Raw genomic sequence first — 19,195 nt, 5'->3', positions numbered from 1 at the left:
CGCCGGGCACGCTCGACCAGGCTGATCACCGGATCGAGCGACACGGAGGCGACGATGACGGCCACCATCGAGACGCCCTCCGGGGAGGGGACGGCCCCGGCGGGCCGGGCGCGCGTCGCGGCGCTGCTCGCGACGCCACCGGAGACGATCGACGGCGTCGTCGCGCACCTGGAGCACCTCCAGGAGATCCTCGAGTGCGAGTACGGACCCGGCGACGGCGTCGCCTCGTTCAACCGGCTCTACCTGCGCATCACCCGCGGCATCCGGGACCAGCTCGACGACGACCTGTTCGCCGACCGGGACTTCCTGGTCCGGCTCGACGTCGAGTTCGCCCGCCGCTACTTCCGGGCCCTGTACGCCGAGGCGACCGGGGGGACCCCGCCGCGGTCCTGGGGGGTGCTGCTGGAACGCCGCCACCACGACCGGATCTCCCCGGCGGAGTACGCGGTGGTCGGGGTGAACGCGCACGTCAACTTCGATCTGGCGCCCGCGGTCGTGCGTACCTGCACGGTCCTCGGGCGCGGTACCCCCGGCCCGGCCGAGCGGGCCGACTACCGGGCCGTGAACGACGTGTTCTCGCTGCACATGGTCCGCCTGCTCGACGGCTTCGACCGGAAGGACCCCGGCGAGACCTCGCTGTCCGAGCAGCTGCTCGGCTGCGTCGCCGACGTTCCGGTGGTGCTGGCCCGTGACGTCGCCTGGCGGCAGGCCCTCGAGCTGTGGGAGCTCCGCTCCCGGCCGATGGAGTACGAGAACGAGGTCGCGGCGCTCGACCGCCGGACCGCGCTCCTGGGGCGTGGCCTGCTCACGCTGGGAGCCCTGACGTGACACCCGCCCGAGTGGGGGGCGGGCGGGTGTCACACCCTCGGACGGTGGCGGTCGCACCGCTCGGGACGGTGCTGATCATCGACGACCACGAGCTCGTCGGGTCGGCGCTGGCGCTGGCCCTGCGCGCGGAGGGCGAACCGGCCTCGTTCCGTCCCGCGCACTCGCACGTCGACGTGCACCGCGCCGTCGCCGGGGTCGAGCCCGGACTGCTGGTCCTCGATCTGGACCTCGGACGCGACGCCGAGGGCCGCCGGATCGACACCATCCCGCTCATCCCGGGGCTGCGCGCCCAGGGGTGGCGGGTTCTCGTGCTCTCGGGCAGCTCCAGCCCCACCCGGATCGGCGCGGCCCTGCACCAGGGCGGCTTCACCTGGGTGTCGAAGACGGCCTCGATGCCCGCACTGGTCGTCGCGATCCGGGAGGCCCGCGTCGGGCGGTCGCTGCTGCACGCCGCCCACCGCGACGAGCTCGTGCAGCGCTACGTCGAGTGGGACCGCCGTCAGCGCGCCGTCCGCGGACGCATCGCGACCCTGACCCGCCGCGAGCGGGAGGTCCTCGAACTGCTCGCCGGCGGGGTGCGGGTGCACGCCATCGCCGAGCACTTCGTCGTGTCGCTCCCGACGGTCCGCACGCAGGTCAGGGCGGTGCTCGCGAAGCTCGACGTCGGGTCGCAGCTCGAGGCCGTCGCGCTCGTACGCAGCGTCGACGCCACGGACGACACCCCCGGTGGGATGCTGCCGTGGGTACGGTAAGGTTCACGTGCCCCGCGAGGGGTGGCCGGGACGTGGCGCAGCTTGGTAGCGCACTTGACTGGGGGTCAAGGGGTCGCAGGTTCAAATCCTGTCGTCCCGACAGGCCGAACAGCAGCCCGTTGATCTGGAAAACTCCAGGTCGGCGGGCTGTTTCGCTGTCCGGGTATCGATCACCGTGCTGGTCATCCCGCAGCCTCGTGAGGACCATGTGGGGACCGTGGGGCCCGCAGGGAGGCGATCAGCGAGTCCCCGGCGGCCGACCCCGCGGCCTGATCCGGGTGCAGGTGGCGCTGCGTCGTGGTCAACGACCCGTGCCCGGCGATCTTGGCGTGACGTGCACCGGACGCCGGCGTCGGCCATCCACGTCAGGCCGGTGTGGCGGAGTCCGTGGCGGCGCAGGTGCTCGAACCCGAGTGACGCGACGACCTCATCCCAGTGGGTGGTGTCCCGGAACACCGTGGTGGTGATCCGTCCGCCGCGGGGTCCGGTGAACAGCCGGGCGTCGGGCCGGCCCCCGACGACGTCGATCCGGTGCTGGACCAGACCACGCACCTCGTCGATCAGCGGGATGAACCGCGCCCGCTTGCTTCTGGTGCCCTTGTCGACGAGGCCGCCGGGGAGGGGGTGGCCCTCTGCCGGGTCAGGAGCCGGAGCATTGACAGGAGTGCGCCTGTGGTCCGGTTCGGCCGACTCGCGACAGTGGAGGCGTGGCTGCCGACCTGGTCAGGGCCGTCCTCGCGACGTCGACGACGAAAGCCCGGGGAGCAACGCAGCAGACCATGACCAACACGGCACCCGGACATGTCGCGCCAGCACGACGCTCGGGTCCTCGGCGAGGAGTCTGCGTGGTCATCGGCCGGCAGGCCTTCGCCGGGTACGCCGAGAAGTGACGTCCGTGGGGTGGACTCCGTGGCGGCTGGGCGCCACCCGCCCGGGTTCCGCGGGCGGTTCGCGCGTGCTGACCAGTGTGCACAGCGCTGACGAGAGCAGTAGTAGCCCGCCCGCGTGGAAGATCGCGCCTGCGCCTGTGATGCCGGCCAGCCCGCCCGCGGCGAGCGGCACGACGACCTGTCCGATGCGGTTGCCCGCCAGTCGTACGGACAGCGCCGCCGCGCGGTTGTGCGGGTCAGCGACGGTCGTCACCCAGGACATGGTGAGCGGCTGGCCCAGCCCCCAGAAGAAGCCGACGACGAGCATCATCACGGTCAGCAGCACGATGTCGGTCGTGAGCGGCACGAGCGCCATCGGCGCCCCCGAGGCGAGGGTGGCCGATACCAGCAGCACCCGACGCGGGACGGCCCGCAGCAGCAGCGGCATCGCGGCCCGGGACACGACCGAGGCGACGCTGCGCGCGGTGAGAAGCATCGTCACGGCGCCGACGCCCAGGCCCATCGACTGTCCCAGCAGCGGCAGGTAGGCCATGAGCAGGTCCATGCCGGTCAGGACCGTCAGGCTCGAGTAGACGGCCGGCTTCATCCCCCGAGTGCCGAGGATCGCCAGGGTGCTCTGCCGGACGGCCGAGGCGTCGGCGCGGCTGACCCGGATGCGCTCCGCCGGTACGAACCAGAACGCCAGTGGCACGGCGAGCGCGGCGAGCCCGGCCATCACGAGCAGCGCCGGGGTGGTGGCGACCTGCTCGCCCGTCGTCGCTCCGGCGTTGGTGAGGGTCGCGACCGACCCGGCGACGGGGAACCCGACCAGCTGCCCGGCCGAGACCCCGAGCGTCAGCTGCCCGAACCGGTCGTCGACCTTCTCCGGAGGAGACCACAGCGGGATCAGGCTCTGGCACGCCACCGTGTGCAGGATCTGGCCCAGCCCGAGCACCGCGCTGGCGCCGATCAGGAACCCGGCCGACGGGCTCGCCGCCGCGACGAGCACCGCGGCGACGGTCAGGATCAGCCCGAGCCGGACGACGAGCACCCCGCCCCCGCGGTCGACCGCCCGCCCGATGTGCAGCGCGACGACGAGGGGGAGGAGCGCGAACGCGCCGGTGACGAGACCGACGGTGACCGCGTCACCGCCGAGTGCGAGTGCCCGGTAGGAGATCAGCGTGCGGACGCCGGCGAGCACGGCGTGCGAGAGCAACGTGGCGAGGACGAGGCACGGGAACCACGGTGCGCGCAGCGAGCGGGGCCGGAGACGCTCCACCGGGCGTGGTCAGGAGGCCGCGGAACCGGGGGCGTCCCCGCCCACCCGGCCGGTGGCGCGCAGCTCCTCGCTGGTCTGGCGCAGTTCCCACGCGTGCATGACGTGGGCGTGCATCGCGGCCCGGGCAGCGGGACCGTCCCGGCGGCCGAGCGCCTCCAGGATCGCGTCGTGGTCCTGGTCGAGCGCCCGGCTGAACTCGCCGACGCCCCATAGCGTGACCGAGGGCTTGAACCGGGCCCAGAGCAGCGCGATGCCCTCGACCATCACCGAGGAGGCCGTCTCGTAGATCGCGAAGTGGAGGTCCTTGTTGAGCAGCGACAGGGTCGCCGGTTCGGCGCCGTCGGCGGTGGCCCTGACCAGCCGTTCGTTCGCTGCGACGATCGCCGCGTAGCCCTCATCGGTCATGCGCTCGACCGCGACCTCGCAGGCCAGGCCCTCCAGCTCGGCGCGCATGCGGTAGAGGTCCTGGGCCATCTCCGGGGTGAAGTCCCGCACGGTGGCGCCGCGGTGGCTGGTGTACTCGATCGTCCCGTCGGCGGCGAGGATCCGCAGCGCCTCACGGACGGGGGTGGGGCTGACGCCGTAGCGCTTCGCGATCGCGGTCTGGCGCAGCTGGTCACCGGGGTTGATGACGCCGTGCTGGAGATCGGCCTTGAGCCGGTCGAGCACGTAGGCCGTGCGCGACTTCGGCGGCGCGTCCATCTCGCTCATCGGCTGCGGCGCTCCTGGTGTGGGTCGGCAGGCCTCGGCCCGGTTCGGCACGGTTCGGCCCCGCAGGACGGACCGCGGGCGGGCTGAACCTAGCACGGCGATACTTTCGATGGTCGGTTGATTAGATTTTATAGAATCTATTGACCCGTGTTCCTTCGTCGTGTTTGCCTCGTGGCCGCCGGTCGGGTGACCCCGATCACCGGCAGACCGGCCCGCCGACCAGCGCAGGAGGCAGCAGGGTGACCCGCACCGTGGTGAGCACGCCCGTCCCGACGTCGACACCGGGCCGGTGGGCCGGACTGACGCCGGAGCACCGCGACCAGCTCCTGCACCTCCTCGTGGACGCGCTCGGTCTCGCCGCCGCCGGGGCCGCGAACGACGATGCCCGGCGGGTGCTCGACGGCCTCGCCGCCGTCTCTCCGGGCGCCGTCGCGGTGCCGTGGACGGAGCTGCGCCTCGCCGCGCCGCAGGCGGCGACCGCGCTGTCCACGCTGATCCACGCCTGGGACTTCGACGACACCCACGACGAGGCCGTCGTGCACACCGCCGCCGTCGTCGTCCCGGCGGCGCTCGCCGCGCTGGCGACCGCCCCGGCACCGGGGGAGCGGGTCCTGGACGGGCTCGCCACCGGCGTCCAGCTGCTGTCCCGGCTGGCCCGGCTCACCGGGCCCCGGCACGGGGTCATCCGGACGGCCGGCCTCGGGGCACTCGCCGCCGCCGCCACGGCGGCGACGGTCTGGGGGCTCGACGAGGCCGCGACCGGCGACGCGATGGGCCTGTGCCTGGGGGCGGCGCTCGCGCCGTCGACCCGGCAGGCGGTCGTCGACGGGTCGGTCGCGAAGCGGCTCCAGCCCGGTCTCGCCGCCGCCCACGGGCTGACGGCCGCGTCGCTCGCCCGGGCCGGTGTCGCCGGACCGGCCGGCTGGCTCGGCGGGACCTTCGGCGTGCTGCCCGGCTCGGACCTGACGCTGTCCGGCCTGCTCGGCGGGCCCGCCGAGCTCGACGCGGTCGCCCTCAAGCCGTACCCGGCCTGCCGCTACACCCACGCCGCGCTGGCCGCGGCCGAGCAGCTGCACGCGCGCCGGCCCGGCATGGACACGGTGCGGCGGATCATCGCGCACCTGCCGGCCGGGTCGGCCTACGAGCTGGTGGCCCGGCCGTGGCAGGACCGCGGGGCCCCGCTGGTCGACGTCCAGTTCTCCCTGCCGTGGCAGCTCGCCGCGCTCTGGGTGACCGGGCGCTACGACCTCGGCACGCTGCGCCGCGACCTCGGCCGCGCCGACGTCGCCGCCGCGGCCGCCCTGGTCGAGGTCCGCCAGGACCTCCCCGAGAGCGCCGTCATGTCCGGCGCCCGGGTCGAGCTGGAGACCACCGACGGCGTCCACGACGTCGCGGAGGCCGCCATGCCCGGCGCCGGCGCGGCCCGGCCGGACCGCGACGCCGTCGACCGCAAGCTCCTCGGCTGCCTGGAGGTCGCCGCGGTGCCCGACGCCCGCGCCGCCGCCGACCGCCTGTGGCAGCTGGCCGCCGACCTCCCCGGCCTCGACGCGGCCGGAGCCGCCGCGGCCGTCACCGACCGGACCGGCCCGGCCTGATCCCGGCCCGCACCCCGCTGTTCAGCACCGACGTACGACGAGAGGGAACGACCACCATGGACTTCGGCCTCACCCCCGAGCAGACCACGCTCGTGGAGTCGGTCTCCAAGCTCGCCGAACGCGAATTCGGCGCGCGGGCCTTCCAGCGCGACGGGTTCGCCTGGGACTCCCTCAAGGTGCTCGCCGACCACGACCTGACCGGGCTCACCCTGCCCGTCGAGGTCGGTGGGCAGGGCGCCTCGCTGCTCGATGCGGTGCTCGTGATGATGGCGATCACCAAGGTCTGCCCGCACAGCGCCGACGCGCTGCAGGCGAGCAACTTCGGCGCGATCCGCCAGGTCGCGAAGTTCGGCTCCGAGCACGTGCGCCGCGAGGTGCTGCCGCTGCTCCTGCGGGGCGAGGCGCTCGTGACCGCCGGGATGAGCGAGCCCGACGCGGGCAGCGCGCTGACCGACCTGCGCACCACCGCCCGCTACGAGGGCGACCACGTCATGCTCGACGGCCAGAAGTGCTGGAACTCCCACGGCCCGGACGCGACGCACTCGGTCGTCTGGTGCCGGTTCGGCCCGTCGTCGCGCGACATCGGGGCGGTCCTGGTCCCGTTCGACGCCCCCGGTTTCACCCGCGGCAAGCGTGAGCTGCACATGAGTGGCGAGTCGCACTGCCAGCTGTTCTTCGACGGCTGCCGGGTGCCGAAGGAGTACGTCCTCGCCGACAGCGGTGCGCTGCGCAGCATGCTGTCGATCTTCGGTGTCGAGCGGATGGGCAACGCCTCCCGGGCGCTCGCGCTCGCCGAGACCGCCTACGAGCGCGCCGTCGAGCACGCGAAGGTCCGCAAGGCCTTCGGCAAGGACCTCTGCGAGTTCCAGGGCCTGCAGTGGAAGTTCGCCGACATGAGGGTGGAGCTCGACGCGGCCCGGATGCTGCTGCTGCGGGCGGTCGCCAACGCCGACGCCGGCGCACCGGACGCGACCGAGGCGGCCATCGCGAAGCTGCACGCCAACCGCACGGCGTTCCAGGTCGCCAACGAGGCGATGCAGGTCTTCGGGGCCTCGGGCTACAGCCAGGAGTACCCGCTGGAGTACATCGTCCGCCGCACCCGCGGCTGGATGATCGCCGGCGGCTCGGTCGAGATCCTCAAGAACACCATCGCCGGCTCCGTCTTCGGGCGCCGCTTCGACCAGCGGGCGGGGACGGGCGCGTGAGCATCACCGGAACCGGCACCACCGCACCGCAGGCGCAGCGCGGGCTCGACGGCGCCACCGACGTCCTCGTCGACTGGGTCGTCGCCGCGGCCGCGGCGCCGCTGCCCGCCGAGGTCGAGCACCACGTGCGCCGCCTGCTCGTCGACTACGTCGCCGCCGTCGTCCCCGGCTCGGCGACCGACGTCGCGCGGGCGGTCGCGACCCACGTCGCCGGCACCTACGGGACGACCGGCCGCACCGCCACCGCGATCGGCCTCGGACCGGTCTCGGCGCCGGGCGCCGCGTTCCTCAACGGCACGAGCGCCCACAGCCTCGAGGTCGACGACGGCTACACCCCCGGCAGCGTGCACCCGAGCAGCGTCTGCTTCCCGGCCGTTCTCGCCGCGGCGGAGGCCCGGGGCAGCGACACCACCACGACGATGCGGGCGCTCGCCGTCGCCCTGGAGGCGGTGTCCCGGCTCGCCGCCGCGGGGCACCCCGCGACGTGGCGCAACCACTTCCACAACACCCCGCTCGCGGGTGTCGTCGGCGCCACCTGCGGGGTGGCCGTCCTGCACGGCCTCGACGCCGACCGGCTGCACGACGCGCTCGGTGTCGCGGCCTCGCACGCCGGCGGGCTGTTCGCCTTCCTCGGTAAGAACGCCGAGGTCAAGCGGGTGCACCCGGGCAAGGCCGCACGCGACGCGATCGTCAGCGTCGAGCTCGCCGAGGCCGGTGTGACCGGGCCGCGGCCGATCCTGGAGACCCGGCACGGCTACGTCGAGGCGTTCGCCGACGGCGGTTTCGACGCCGGCACCCTGCTCGACGGGCTGGGGGAGCGGTGGGTCGTTCTCGACTCCTACGTGAAGCCCTACCCGTCCTGCCGGCACCTGCACGGCCCGATCGACGCCGTGCTGGCGCTGCGCGCGGAGCACGGGGTGACCGTCGCCGACGTCGCGCGGGTCGACGTCGCGACCTACACCGTCGCCTCGCACCACGCGAGCACCGAGGTGGACTCGCTGCTCGACGCCCAGATGAGCATCCCGTTCGCGGTGGCCACCGCCCTCGTGCACGACGAGGTGGGCCTCACCGAGTTCGGTCCCGGCGCCCGCCGCGACCCCGCACTGCTCGACCTCGTCGGCCGGGTGCACGTCCGCGCCGACGAGCAGGCCGACGCGGACTACCCGGTGCTGCGCACCGCCGTGGTGACGCTGACCCTGCACGACGGGCGGGAGCTCACCGAGCGGGTCCCGACCCCCTACGGGGAGCCGGGCAACCCGGTCAGCGACGACGAGATGACCGCGAAGCTGGTCCGGCTCGCCGCGCCGGTGCTCGGCCGCGACGCCGCCACCGGGCTCGCCGCCGAGCTGTGGACCTTCGCCTCGCTTGACGTCGTCGCCCGCACCGACGCCCTCTGCCGGGGTGCGGCATGACCCAGCTGACCGACCGCCCGGCCGACGCCGCCGATCCCGCACGGCCCGACGTGGGCCGGGCGCTGCTCGCCCCCCGCTCCGTCGCGATCGTCGGCGCCTCCGACGACGCACGGAAGACGACCGCCCGCCCCCTGCGCTTCCTGCGCGAGGCCGGCTTCACCGGCGGCGTCTACCCCGTCAACCCGCGCCGCGAGACGGTGCTGGGGGAGCGGGCCTGGCCCGACATCGCCTCGCTCCCGGAGGTTCCCGACCACGTCTTCGTCCTCACCGACACCGCACGCGTCGTCGACACCGTCCGCGAGTGCGGCGAGGCCGGGGTACCGCTGGTGACGGTGCTGTCCGGCGGCTTCGGCGAGGGCGGGCCCGAGGGGCGGGAACGGCTCGAGGAGCTGCTCGACGTCGCCCGCCGGTACGGCGTCCGCGTCGTCGGCCCGAACAGCATCGGCGTGGTCAACCCGCGCAACGGCATGCTGCTCACCGCCAACGCCGCGTTCGCCGAGCCCGACCTGCCCGTCGGGCCGTCGTTCGTCGCGTCCCAGTCCGGCAGCGTCATCGGCGCGCTGATGACCCGGGCGAAGGCCCGCGGCCTGGGCTTCGCCGGGTTCGTCTCCACCGGCTCCGAGGTCGACCTGACCCTCGGCGAGATCTGCGAGGCCACCCTCGACGACCCCGAGATCGGCTCGTACACGCTGTTCGTGGAGTCGATGGACAACGCGGGCCCGCTGGCCCGTTTCGCCGCGGCCGCCGCCGAGCGCGGCCGGCCCGTCACCGTCTACAAGCTGGGCCGCAGCGACGCGGCCGCAGCCCTGTCGGTGTCGCACACCGGGGCGCTCGCCGGCGAGGACGACGAGGCCGACGCCTTCTTCCGCGCCTGCGGGTTCGCCCGGGTCGACAACTTCGAGGCGCTCATCGAGGCCGAGGCCCTCCAGCGGCGGATCGGCCCGCCCGGGCCGGTCCGCGCCGACCGGATCGGGGTGATCACCTCCACCGGGGGCGGCGCCGCGATCGTCGTCGACCAGCTGGAGACCCGCGGCGTCACCGTGGCCCGGCCGAGCCCCGCGGTGTTCCGCGGGCTCGCCGCGCTCGGGCTCGACGTGGCCGAGAACCTCATCGTCGACCTCACGCTCGCCGGGACCCGGCACGACCTCGTGCTCGGAGCGCTGGACGTGCTCCGGTCCAGCGGTGAGTTCGATCTCGTCCTGTTCGTCGTCGGCTCCTCGGCGCGGCTCAACCCCGAACTCGCGGTGTCCGCGATCGCCGAGGCGGCCGCCGCCGGCGAGGTGCCGCTGGCAGCCTGGGCGTTGCCGGACGCACTCGAGTCGCTCCGCATGCTGAACGACGCCGGCGTCCCCGCCTTCCGCACCGCGGAGGCCTGCGCGGAGGCGATCGCCGCGACCCTGGCCCGGCGCCCGGTCGATCCGGCCGTGCTCGGCACCCGGGACACCGGTGCCGCCGAGGCCCCGGCCCGCACGCTCGACGAGAGCGACTCGGCGGTCGTCCTGGCCGGGCTCGGGGTGGCGTTCCCCGCCGCGACGACGTGCGACGCCGCGGGCACGCCCGCCGCGGAGCCCGCCTGGCCGGTGGTGGTGAAGGCGCTGTCGGACCGGCTGCCGCACAAGTCCGACGCCGGTGCGGTCGTCCTCGGCGTGACCGGGCCCGGCGAGCTCGCCGGCGCCGTCCGGACGATCACCGCGAACGTCGCCGCGCACGACCCGACGATCGAGCTCGGCGGGTTCCTGGTGCAGGAGATGGTCGGCGACGCGGTCGTGGAGGCGCTCGTCGGCTATCGGGTGAGCCCGACGGTGGGGCCGCTGGTGATGCTCGCCGCCGGCGGCGTGCACGCCGAGCTGTACGACGACTCCACGCTGCGCCTCGCCCCCGTCACTGCCGAGGTGGCCCGGGAGATGGTCGGCGAGGTGACGGCCATGCGCATCGCGCGCGGGTTCCGCGGCGGACCGGCCGGAGACATCGACGCGCTCGTCGACACCGTCGTCGCGGTGTCCCGGCTCGCCGTGACCCGGCCCGACGTGGTGGAGGCCGAGGTCAACCCGGTCGCCGTCCGGCGACGCGGGCAGGGAGCCGTCGCCCTCGACGCCCTGGTCCGCGAGGCGGACCGGTCATGACCCGTCCGCCCCGCCCGTGAACCGACACACATCCGAGGACACACCATGGACGTGAAGATCAACGACTTGTCGCTGACCTACGGCGACTTCACCGCGGTCGAGCACCTCGGCCTCCACATCTCCGACGGCGAGTCCCTGGTGCTGCTCGGGCAGTCGGGGTGCGGCAAGACCAGCACGATGCGGTGCGTCGCCGGTCTGGAGGACCCCAGCGGTGGTTCGATCGCCATCGGCGGGACGACCGTGTTCGACGCGGCCGCCGGGCTCAACGTCGCACCGAACAAGCGCAACGTGGGCCTGGTATTCCAGTCCTATGCGGTGTGGCCGCACATGACGGTGCTGGAGAACGTGTCGTTCCCGCTGCGGATGAAGCGGCGCCCCAAGGCCGAGATCCGCACCCGGGCACTGGAGACCCTGGAACTCGTCGGGCTGGCCCACCTCGCCGACAAGGGCGCCAGCCTGCTGTCCGGCGGCCAGATGCAGCGGGTCGCGCTGGCACGGAGCCTCGCGATGGAGCCGAACGTCATGCTGCTCGACGAGCCCCTGTCCAACCTGGATGCCCGGCTCCGCGAGGACCTGCGGGTGGAGCTGCGGCGGCTGCAGCTCGAGCTCGGGCTCACCTCGATCTACGTCACCCACGACCAGGGCGAGGCGCTGGCACTCGCCGACCGCATCGCGATCATGCAGCATGGGCGGATCTCGCAGCTGTCCACGCCGGTGGAGACCTACCGGAGCCCCGCGTCGGCGTCGATCGCGGAGTTCCTCGGGGTCGCGAACATCTTCCCGGTCGCCGCACCGCGGGCGGGGGAGCGGCGGCTGCGGCTGGCCGGCCACGACGTCGAGATCGCCGCCGACGCCGTCGTCCCGCCGGGCGACGACCTCAGCGTCTGCATCCGTCCCGAACACGTCCGGGTGCGGACGGAGCCGCGTGACGCGGGCCCGAACTCGTGGCCGGGCACCGTGACGGTCAGCGTCTTCCAGGGCTCCTTCATCCGGTGCTCGGTCGCGCTCGACGCCGGGCCGACGCTGGAGGCCCAGACCCAGGACGCGTCGGTCGTGCTGCGCCAGCACGACCGGGTGCACGTCGAGATCGACCCCGCCCACGTCCAGGTCCTCCCCCGGGAGGCCGGACCCGCCGCCGCGGCCCCGGGACCCGGTGCCGCCGGTGAGGCCGACCGCGCGCGTCCCGGCGACGCAGCCCCGCGGACGTCGCACGACCGGCCGGTCGCGGCGGCCGCGACCCGGGAGGGCTGAGCCGTGGCGATCCTCCAGGAGCCGCCCCGCACCGGCGTGGGAGAGACCGCGGCGCCCCCGCCGCGCGCACGCACGGCGCGGCGCCGCCTCCGGCTGCCGACCGTGCTCGTCCTGGTCGTGCTGGCGGTGCTCATCGTGCTGCCGGCCGCGATGGTGCTGCTCGCGGCGTTCAGCGTCGACGTCCCCCGCCCCGGGAACATCACCTGGGACCTCACGCTCGGCAACTTCGGGGTGTTCACCGACCCGCAGACACTGACGGCGTTCGGGAACTCGATGGTGATCGGCGTCGTCTCGACGGCGCTGGCCTGCCTCATCGGCGGGTCCCTCGCGTTCCTCGCCGCGCGCAGCGACATCCCGGTCCCGCGTTTCGTCTACCTGGTCGGCCTGATGCCGATCTTCCTGCCGTCCTACGTCGGCGCGCTGGCCTGGTCCATGCTCGGCAGCCCCAACGCCGGCCTGCTCAACATCGCGCAGGCCGATCTCGGACTCTCCCTGCCGCTGGACATGTACTCGGTGCCGGGGATGATCGTCGTCTTCGCGATGTACTACTCGCCCTACACCTTCCTGCTGGTGCACGGCGCGATGTCGATGATGAGCCCGGACCTGGAGGAGGCCGCGCGGGTGCACGGCGCCACGTCGCGCCGGATGCTGGGCCTGGTCTCGTTCCCGCTCGCCACCCCGGCGCTCATCGGCTCGGCGATGCTGACCTTCATCCTGGTCTTCGAGAACTTCCCGGTCGCCCAGGTGCTGGGCACCCCGGGCGGGGTGGACACCCTCCCGACGCTGATCTTCCGGCTGCTCAACACCAGCCCTTCACGGGGCAACGAGAGCGCCGCGATCGCGGTCGTGCTCGTCGCCGTCGTGCTGCTCGCCACCTGGCTGCAGCAGCGGATGCTGGCGAAGCGGTCGTTCACCACCGTCACCGGCAAGGGCGTCCGCCAGAAGAAGGTCGCCCTCGGCCGGGCCCGTATCCCGGTGTTCGCCACCGTGCTCGGCTTCTTCTTCCTGTCCATCGTGCTGCCGGTGCTGGCGCTCGTGACCGTCGCCGGTCAGAGCTCGCCCTACCTGACCTCGCTGACCCAGCTCGCCGAGCCGGGCGGGCTCGACTTCAGCTCGTTCTCCGACGTGCTGGTCTCGTCGAGCTTCCAGGAGGCGGCCTGGCACAGCCTCGTCGTGAGCGTGTTCGCGGCGAGCGCCGGCGTGGTGCTGGCGTTCCTGTGCGGCTACCTCGTCTACCGCACCCGGTCCACCGGGCGGTCGCTGGTCGAGGGGATCTCGATGATCCCCCTCGCGCTGCCGGCCGTCGTGCTCGGCATGGGTCTGCTGTGGACCTGGCTGGTCATGCCGGTCCCGCTCTACGGCACCCTCGCGGTCCTGGTCATCGCCTTCCTCGCGGTGCAGTCGCCGCAGGGGTTCCGGGGCGTGGCGTCGTCGATCCTCGCCACCGACCGGGACCTCGAGGACTCCGCGGTGATGCTCGGGGCCTCCCGGGCCCGTGCCGTCACGAGCGTCACGGTGCCGCTGATGAAGGTGGGCCTGCTGTCGACGTTCCTGCTGCTGCTCATGCTCAGCATGCGCGAGCTGACGGTGCCGCTGTTCCTCTACACCAGCGACACCGAGATCCTCTCGATCGCGATCTACGACGCCTTCGAGAACGGCGGCGCGCTGCGCGAGGCCGCGGCGATGAGCGTCATCTACACCGCCTTCATGTTCGTCCTGTCCTACATCCCCCGCCGCCTCGCGCGGTAGTCACACCGGCGGACGACGGCGTCCGTCCCGGCAAAGGAGCTGACCCATGAAGAGGACACGCACGAGCGGCCTGGTCGCCGCGCTCGCGGCGGGCGGCCTGCTGCTCGCAGGCTGCGGCGGGGGAGGTGGCGGCGGCACCGACACCGTCACCGAGGGGATGCTCGCGCTGCCCGCCGTGGACGACGCGAACGGCCTCGTCGTCGACGGCGAGCAGGTCGCCGACGCCGCCCTGCTGGAGGCCGCCCGCGGCGACACGCTCGTCTGGTTCACCGGGTCCGGCAGCGAGAGCGCCGAGCTGACCGCGGACCGGTTCACCGCGGAGACCGGCGTCCGGGTCGAGGTGACGCGGATGCCGTCGGCGAAGCTCAACGAGCGGGTGCTCAGCGAGGCCGGGGCCGGGCGGCTGTCGGCGGGCGTCGTCACCATCACCGACCCGCTGCTCGCCGAGGGCCTCGCCGAGCAGGACGTGTTCGTGCCCTACACCGAGATGCCGACCCACGACACGCTGACCGGCACCGAGAACGTGACGTGGGCCGGCGGGGCCTACTACACGTCGTACTACTCGGCCTACGCCTTCGCCTACAACGACCGGGCCGTCGAGGGCGGGGACGTCCCCGCCAGCTGGAACGACCTGCTGGACCCGCGGTGGAAGGGCCGCATGGGCGTCGTCAACGCCGGGGCGGGCGGCACCGTGCAGGGCCTGGCCGCGTTCCAGGAGGACGTCATCGGGCCGGACTACTGGGCCGGGCTCGCCGCGCAGCAACCGCGGATCTTCGACACCACCTCGGTGCAGCTGGAGGCACTCGCCCGCGGCGAGATCGAGATCGCGACAGCCGGCTTCAACAGCACCTACGGCGCGGAGCGCTCCGGGGCGCCGATCAAGCTCGTCGTGCCCGAGGAGGGCGTGTCCGGCACCTTCAACATGCAGGGCCTGACCAGCACCGGGCAGGACAGCCCGGCCGCGAAGCTGTTCATGAACTGGACCTGGTCGACGTCGGGCCAGCAGTTCGCCGCCGCGCAGGGGTTCATCGGGGCCCGCACCGACATCGAGCAGGTCCCGACCGGCGACTACCGGCTCCCGAAGGCCGACGACCCGTCGTTCGTCGTCTACACCCCGGAGCAGGCGGAGACCGAGGGCGCCGACACCGTCCGGCGCTGGAACCAGACCTTCGGCTTCAACGGCTGACCCGGTCCACCCCACGGGGTGCCCCGGTCCGACAGGACCGGGGCGTCTGCTGTCCCGGCCCCGCCGGCCTTGCCCGACCACCCCGCGGACGATCACCGGTTCCGTCGACGCGCACGCGATCGGGCGAGCGCCGGCGGGACCGGTGAGCGGGTCGTGGTCGGTGCTCAGTCCAGGAGGATCAGGGAGAGTTTGCTTGCGGCGCATGCCGGGCGGGGTGAGTGCTCCAGCTCCACGGTGACGTCGATCGCGACGAGGACGGCGCGGTCGCGAGGCTCGGCGTTCGCGACCGTCGCGTGCAGCCGGATGCGGGACCCCACCGGGACCGGTGCCGGGAAGCGGACCCGGTCCCAGCCGTAGTTGAGCCGCGCCGTCCCCAGTTCGAACCGGTAGAGGTCGCCGGCCAGCGCGGAGATCAGCGACAGCGTGAGCTGGCCGTGCGCGATCGTCCGGCCGTACGGCCCGGACGCGGCCCGCTCGCGGTCGACGTGGATCCACTGGTGGTCCCCGGTCGCCGCGGCGAACGCGTCGATGCGGTCCTGGTCCACGGTGGTCCACGGCCCCGGGCCGAGCTCGGCGCCGATCGCGGCGTCGAGCCCGTCCCGGGTGGAGACGACGAGCGGGCCGCCCGTCACATGAACCGCCCGCCGGTGACCTCGGCCGTCGTGCCCGTCATGTACGACGAGAGCGACGACGCGTAGAACAGCGCCACGTTCGCGACCTCGTCGATCTCGCCGACCCGCTGCATCGGGATCTCCGACATCTTCTGGTCCCACGCCTTCTGCGGCATCGCCTCGGTCATCGCCGACCGGATCAGTCCCGGCTGGATCGCGTTGACCCGTACGCCGTGGTGGGCCATCTCCTTGGCTGCGGCCTTCGTGAGCCCGACGATCCCGGCCTTCGCCGCCGAGTAGTTGGTCTGCCCGACCATCCCGACCTTCCCGGACAGCGAGCTGATGTTCACGATCGCGCCGGACTTCTGCTCCCGCATCCGTGCGGCGGCGAGCCGGGTGCCGTTCCAGGTGCCCTTGAGGTGGACCTGGATCACCAGGTCGAAGTCGTCCTCCGACATGGTGCGCATCGTGGCGTCGCGGGTGATCCCCGCGTTGTTGACGAAGACGTCGAGCGAGCCGAACGTCGTCACCGCGGTGTCGATCAGCGCGGCGACCTCCTCGGCGGAGACGACGTCGCAGCGGACGCCGACGGCGACCTCCTCGCCGCCGAGCTCCTTCGCGGCGGCGCGGGCCGCCGCCTCGTCGAGGTCGCCGAGCACGACGCGGGCGCCGTGGGCGACGTAGGTGCGGGCGATGGCGAGCCCGATGCCCTGGGCACCACCCGTCACGACGGCGGTGCGGCCCTCCAGCAGTGCGGTCATTCCGGTCCTCTCTCTGGTCGGTTCCCGGTCGCGTGGCGGGGCCACGGCGCCCGGGGGAGTCAGGTGAAGCGGGGTTCGCGGCGCTCGGTGAAGGCCGCCCGGCCCTCGGCGGCGTCCGGGCCCTGGCCTGCCAGCGACACGGCCACCCGCTCCGAGGCGAGGAAGTCGGCCAGACCCGCGTGGGCGCGGGCCGCGAGACGCTTGGTCAGGGCGTTCGACCCGCGGGGCCCGGCCGCCAGCCGCGCGGCGATCTCTGTGGCCCGCGCCGTCGCCGTCCCGGCGGGGACGACCTCGCTCACCAGGCCGGCGTCGGCCGCGGCCGGGGCACTGAGCCGCTCGCCGAGCAGCAGGTGGCGGGCCGCGCGCTGCGGGCCGAGGCGGCGGGGGAGGTGGTAGGCGGTACCGGCGTCGGCGGTGAGGCCGCGCGCGGCGAACGGGGCGGCGAAGAAGGCGTCCTCTGCGGCGACGACGAGATCGCAGGCTAGGACCAGGCCCCAGGCCGCACCGACGGCGTAGCCCTCGACCGCGGCGACCACCACGACGTCGGTGCGCACGATCGTCTCGACGACCTCGTGGACCAGGGCGAGCCGCGAGGCGGGGCCGAACAGCCCGTCCGCGGCGGAGGGCATCGAGGCGACGTCGCCACCGGAGGAGAAGTAGGAGTCCCCGCCCGTCAGGACGAGTGCGGCGTCACCGCGCCGGGCCGCCGCGCGGAGCTCGGACAGGAGGCGTTCGAGCAGGGTGTGGTCGAGCGCGTTGCGGCGGTGCGGCCGCTGCAGGCGCAACGTCGTCAGTCCGGCCGAGCCGTCGACGACGAGCGGATCCTCGGGAGCTGGTGTCACACTCTATAGAATGTAGTCGACAGACGAGGTCGGGTCGAGTACGTCCCACCGCCCTCACCCAGGAACCCGCCGGGTGAGGGGTGATCGGAGCTCATCGCGCCGGTAGCAGGACTCCGGACAGGAAATCGGTCAGTTCCTCGTGTCCGTGCAGGGGGAGTACGTGCGCGACGTAGTGGTCCGGGCGGACGAGAACCATGCATCCGGTCTCGCGGTCCACGCCCCGGATGTCGAAGACGTCGTCCTCGGCGGGGTCCGGGCAGAACATCTTCTCGTAGTCGACCAGGCCGAACCTGCCCTTGCGGGGCAACAGGACCGCAGGCATCCGGTCAAGGGCCAGGTCGCGGTGGTGCTGCTGGAACACGGCCCGGACATCGATCACGGAGTCCGGCTCGGTGCCTGCGGGGGTGAACCGCGTCAGTGCCGACCGGTCCGAGCCGAGGACCTCGCACAGCTGCCGGAGCGCGGAACGGGTGGCGGCGGGATCCGCCCGGTCGGCGAAGAGGTAGAGGCGCCAGGCGCCGTCGGCCCGGGCGACGTGTCCGAGGTGCATCGGTGCGGCGTCGGCCAGCCGGACGACGGGGGCGGAGTGGAACCGCATCCCGACCGGGAACCCGGGGGCGAGGTGCTGGGACGACCCGGCCGCGGTGATCATCGACGGTGGGTAGCGGACGGCGACGCCCGCGGTGAAGCGTCCCTGGTCGCGGAAGTACTGCTGGAACGTGGCGGGGTCGACGCCGTCCCCGTCGGCAGCGTCGGACTCCGAGGGGCGGGCGCTGAACATCGCGGCGAACTCGCGGTCGAAGTCGATGAGCTCCTGGGCGACCTCCTGGCGCTCCTGGCTGTAGGTGTGCAGGACCTCGGGTCGGGCCGTTCCGCGGAGCACCGAGCCCAGCTTCCAGCCGAGGTTCCATGTGTCGGCCATCGACACGTTCATGCCCTGCCCGGCCTTGGCGCTGTGGGTGTGGCAGGCGTCGCCGGCGATGAACACCCGCGGCAGGCGGGTGTCGGTCTCGCCGGCGGGGACGTCGTCGAACTTGTCGCACAGGCGCTGGCCGATCGCGTAGACCGCCCACCACCCGACGTCGTGCACCTCGAGGGTGTACGGGTGCAGGATCCGGTTCGCCACGGCGGTGAGCTTCTCCGGGGTGGCGTCCTGGTTCCGGAGCATGTCCCGGTCGCGGACGTTGTCGAGCTCGATGTAGAGCCGGACCAGGTAGCCGCCCTCCCGTGGGATGATCAGGATGTTGCCGTCGTTGGCGGAGTGGACGGCGCACTTGAGGCGGATATCGGGGAAATCGGTCACCGCCAGGACGTCGAGGACGCCCCAGGACTGGTTCATCGGATCGCCGACCAGGCTGCGGCCGATCGCCTGGCGGGTACCGCTGCGCGATCCGTCGCAGCCGACCACGTACCTGGCCCGGATCGTCGAGGACTCACCGGTCGGCTGCAAGCCCTCGAGGTGCACGAGCTCGACGGTGACCGGGTGGTCGGACGAGCCGCTGGTGTCGATATCGATGTCGCCGGCCTGCAGGCCGTAGAACGGTGTCGTCCGGCTCGCCGACCGCTCCATGTGCTCGCGCAGGTGGGCGAGCATCCGGGCCTGGTTGACGATCACGTGCGGCATCTCGGAGAGGCCCTCTTCGACGTCGTCGACACGACCGGCGCGCACGATCCGGGACCGGTCCTCCGGGTCCGGACGCCAGAAGCTGACCTCGTTGACCCGGTACGCCTCGTCGATCAAGCGGTTGGCCAGGCCGAACGCCTCGAACATCTCGACGGTGCGGCAGGCGACCCCGTCGGCCTGTCCGACCTCGAGGGGGCCGTCCTTGCGGTCGACCACCACCGTCCGGATGTCGGGGAAGTTGGCCAGCTGCGCCGCCAGGACGAGACCGGCGGGACCGCAGCCGACGATCAACACGTCGGTCTCGTCCGGCAGGCCGGACGGCCGCTCCCGTACCGACGGGTGCGCGTCCTCGACGAGGGGATCGCCTGTCCGGTAGCCGTCGAGATGGAACTGCATG

15 protein-coding genes and 1 tRNA gene are annotated in these 19,195 nt (G+C 73.3%); 10 read left to right on the top strand and 6 right to left on the bottom strand.

The window, feature by feature from the left end:
- Positions 1-54 precede the first annotated feature (54 nt).
- From DMP15_RS18105 to DMP15_RS18095, 3 genes are all read left to right on the top strand, one after another.
- Entirely contained in the window at positions 55-828 is a 774-nt protein-coding gene (locus DMP15_RS18105) for a DUF5995 family protein (protein WP_073575208.1), read from the top strand.
- Between the two features lie 44 nt (positions 829-872).
- Positions 873-1,580 carry a LuxR C-terminal-related transcriptional regulator gene (locus tag DMP15_RS18100; protein WP_304580093.1) on the top strand — a complete coding sequence of 236 codons (708 nt, stop codon included), beginning with the start codon at positions 873-875 and terminating at the stop codon, positions 1,578-1,580.
- A 26-nt stretch (positions 1,581-1,606) separates the two neighbouring features.
- Positions 1,607-1,680: transfer RNA gene (locus DMP15_RS18095), tRNA-Pro, on the top strand.
- A 749-nt stretch (positions 1,681-2,429) separates the two neighbouring features.
- Here the strand turns inward: DMP15_RS18095 and DMP15_RS18090 are convergent.
- Both DMP15_RS18090 and DMP15_RS18085 read right to left on the bottom strand, forming a co-directional pair.
- A complete protein-coding gene (locus tag DMP15_RS18090) occupies positions 2,430-3,728 on the bottom strand; it encodes an MFS transporter (protein WP_073575193.1) in 1,299 nt (432 codons plus the stop codon).
- Positions 3,729-3,737: 9 nt separating this feature from the next.
- On the bottom strand, positions 3,738-4,439 hold the full coding sequence (locus DMP15_RS18085; RefSeq protein ID WP_073575192.1) for a GntR family transcriptional regulator: 702 nt from the start codon (positions 4,437-4,439) through the stop codon (positions 3,738-3,740).
- Between the two features lie 239 nt (positions 4,440-4,678).
- Here DMP15_RS18085 and DMP15_RS18080 point away from each other — a divergent pair, with 239 nt between their 5' ends.
- From DMP15_RS18080 to DMP15_RS18050, 7 genes are read left to right on the top strand one after another with little or no spacing between them, the layout of a single operon-like run.
- Positions 4,679-6,034, top strand: a complete 1,356-nt coding sequence (locus tag DMP15_RS18080; protein ID WP_073575191.1) for an MmgE/PrpD family protein — start codon at positions 4,679-4,681, stop codon at positions 6,032-6,034.
- Positions 6,035-6,090: 56 nt separating this feature from the next.
- Positions 6,091-7,239 carry an acyl-CoA dehydrogenase family protein gene (locus DMP15_RS18075; protein ID WP_073575190.1) on the top strand — a complete coding sequence of 383 codons (1,149 nt, stop codon included), beginning with the start codon at positions 6,091-6,093 and terminating at the stop codon, positions 7,237-7,239.
- Positions 7,236-8,651: an MmgE/PrpD family protein gene (locus DMP15_RS18070; RefSeq protein WP_010225721.1), complete on the top strand. Its 1,416-nt coding sequence runs from the start codon at positions 7,236-7,238 to the stop codon at positions 8,649-8,651. Before DMP15_RS18075 ends, DMP15_RS18070 begins: the two co-directional genes overlap by 4 nt.
- Positions 8,648-10,774 carry an acetate--CoA ligase family protein gene (locus DMP15_RS18065; protein ID WP_337826203.1) on the top strand — a complete coding sequence of 709 codons (2,127 nt, stop codon included), beginning with the start codon at positions 8,648-8,650 and terminating at the stop codon, positions 10,772-10,774. Before DMP15_RS18070 ends, DMP15_RS18065 begins: the two co-directional genes overlap by 4 nt.
- 45 nt (positions 10,775-10,819) lie before the next feature.
- Entirely contained in the window at positions 10,820-12,025 is a 1,206-nt protein-coding gene (locus DMP15_RS18060) for an ABC transporter ATP-binding protein (protein ID WP_073575188.1), read from the top strand.
- A 3-nt stretch (positions 12,026-12,028) separates the two neighbouring features.
- Positions 12,029-13,774 (top strand): ABC transporter permease, encoded by a 1,746-nt coding sequence (locus tag DMP15_RS18055; protein WP_083658398.1) that lies wholly within the window; start codon positions 12,029-12,031, stop codon positions 13,772-13,774.
- Positions 13,775-13,820: 46 nt separating this feature from the next.
- Positions 13,821-14,960, top strand: a complete 1,140-nt coding sequence (locus DMP15_RS18050; protein WP_073575187.1) for an ABC transporter substrate-binding protein — start codon at positions 13,821-13,823, stop codon at positions 14,958-14,960.
- A gap of 164 nt (positions 14,961-15,124) precedes the next feature.
- Here the strand turns inward: DMP15_RS18050 and DMP15_RS18045 are convergent, their stop codons facing one another.
- From DMP15_RS18045 to DMP15_RS18030, 4 genes are all read right to left on the bottom strand, one after another.
- The gene (locus tag DMP15_RS18045; protein ID WP_073575186.1) at positions 15,125-15,592 is read right to left on the bottom strand and encodes a MaoC family dehydratase; all 468 of its coding nucleotides are present in this window, start codon (positions 15,590-15,592) and stop codon (positions 15,125-15,127) included.
- Positions 15,589-16,332: a 3-oxoacyl-ACP reductase FabG gene (gene fabG / locus DMP15_RS18040; RefSeq protein WP_073575185.1), complete on the bottom strand. Its 744-nt coding sequence runs from the start codon at positions 16,330-16,332 to the stop codon at positions 15,589-15,591. The genes DMP15_RS18045 and fabG overlap by 4 nt, the downstream gene beginning before the upstream one ends.
- Positions 16,333-16,391: 59 nt before the next feature.
- Entirely contained in the window at positions 16,392-17,174 is a 783-nt protein-coding gene (locus tag DMP15_RS18035) for an enoyl-CoA hydratase-related protein (RefSeq protein WP_073575184.1), read from the bottom strand.
- Between the two features lie 91 nt (positions 17,175-17,265).
- Positions 17,266-19,194: an FAD-dependent monooxygenase gene (locus DMP15_RS18030; RefSeq protein WP_073575183.1), complete on the bottom strand. Its 1,929-nt coding sequence runs from the start codon at positions 19,192-19,194 to the stop codon at positions 17,266-17,268.
- Position 19,195: the final 1 nt, after the last annotated feature.

Origin of the sequence: Pseudonocardia sp. UM4_GMWB1 (assembly GCF_017312155.1) — a bacterium.
Classification (GTDB): domain Bacteria; phylum Actinomycetota; class Actinomycetes; order Mycobacteriales; family Pseudonocardiaceae; genus Pseudonocardia; species Pseudonocardia alni.
This window is presented reverse-complemented; position numbering and strand designations above follow the sequence as displayed.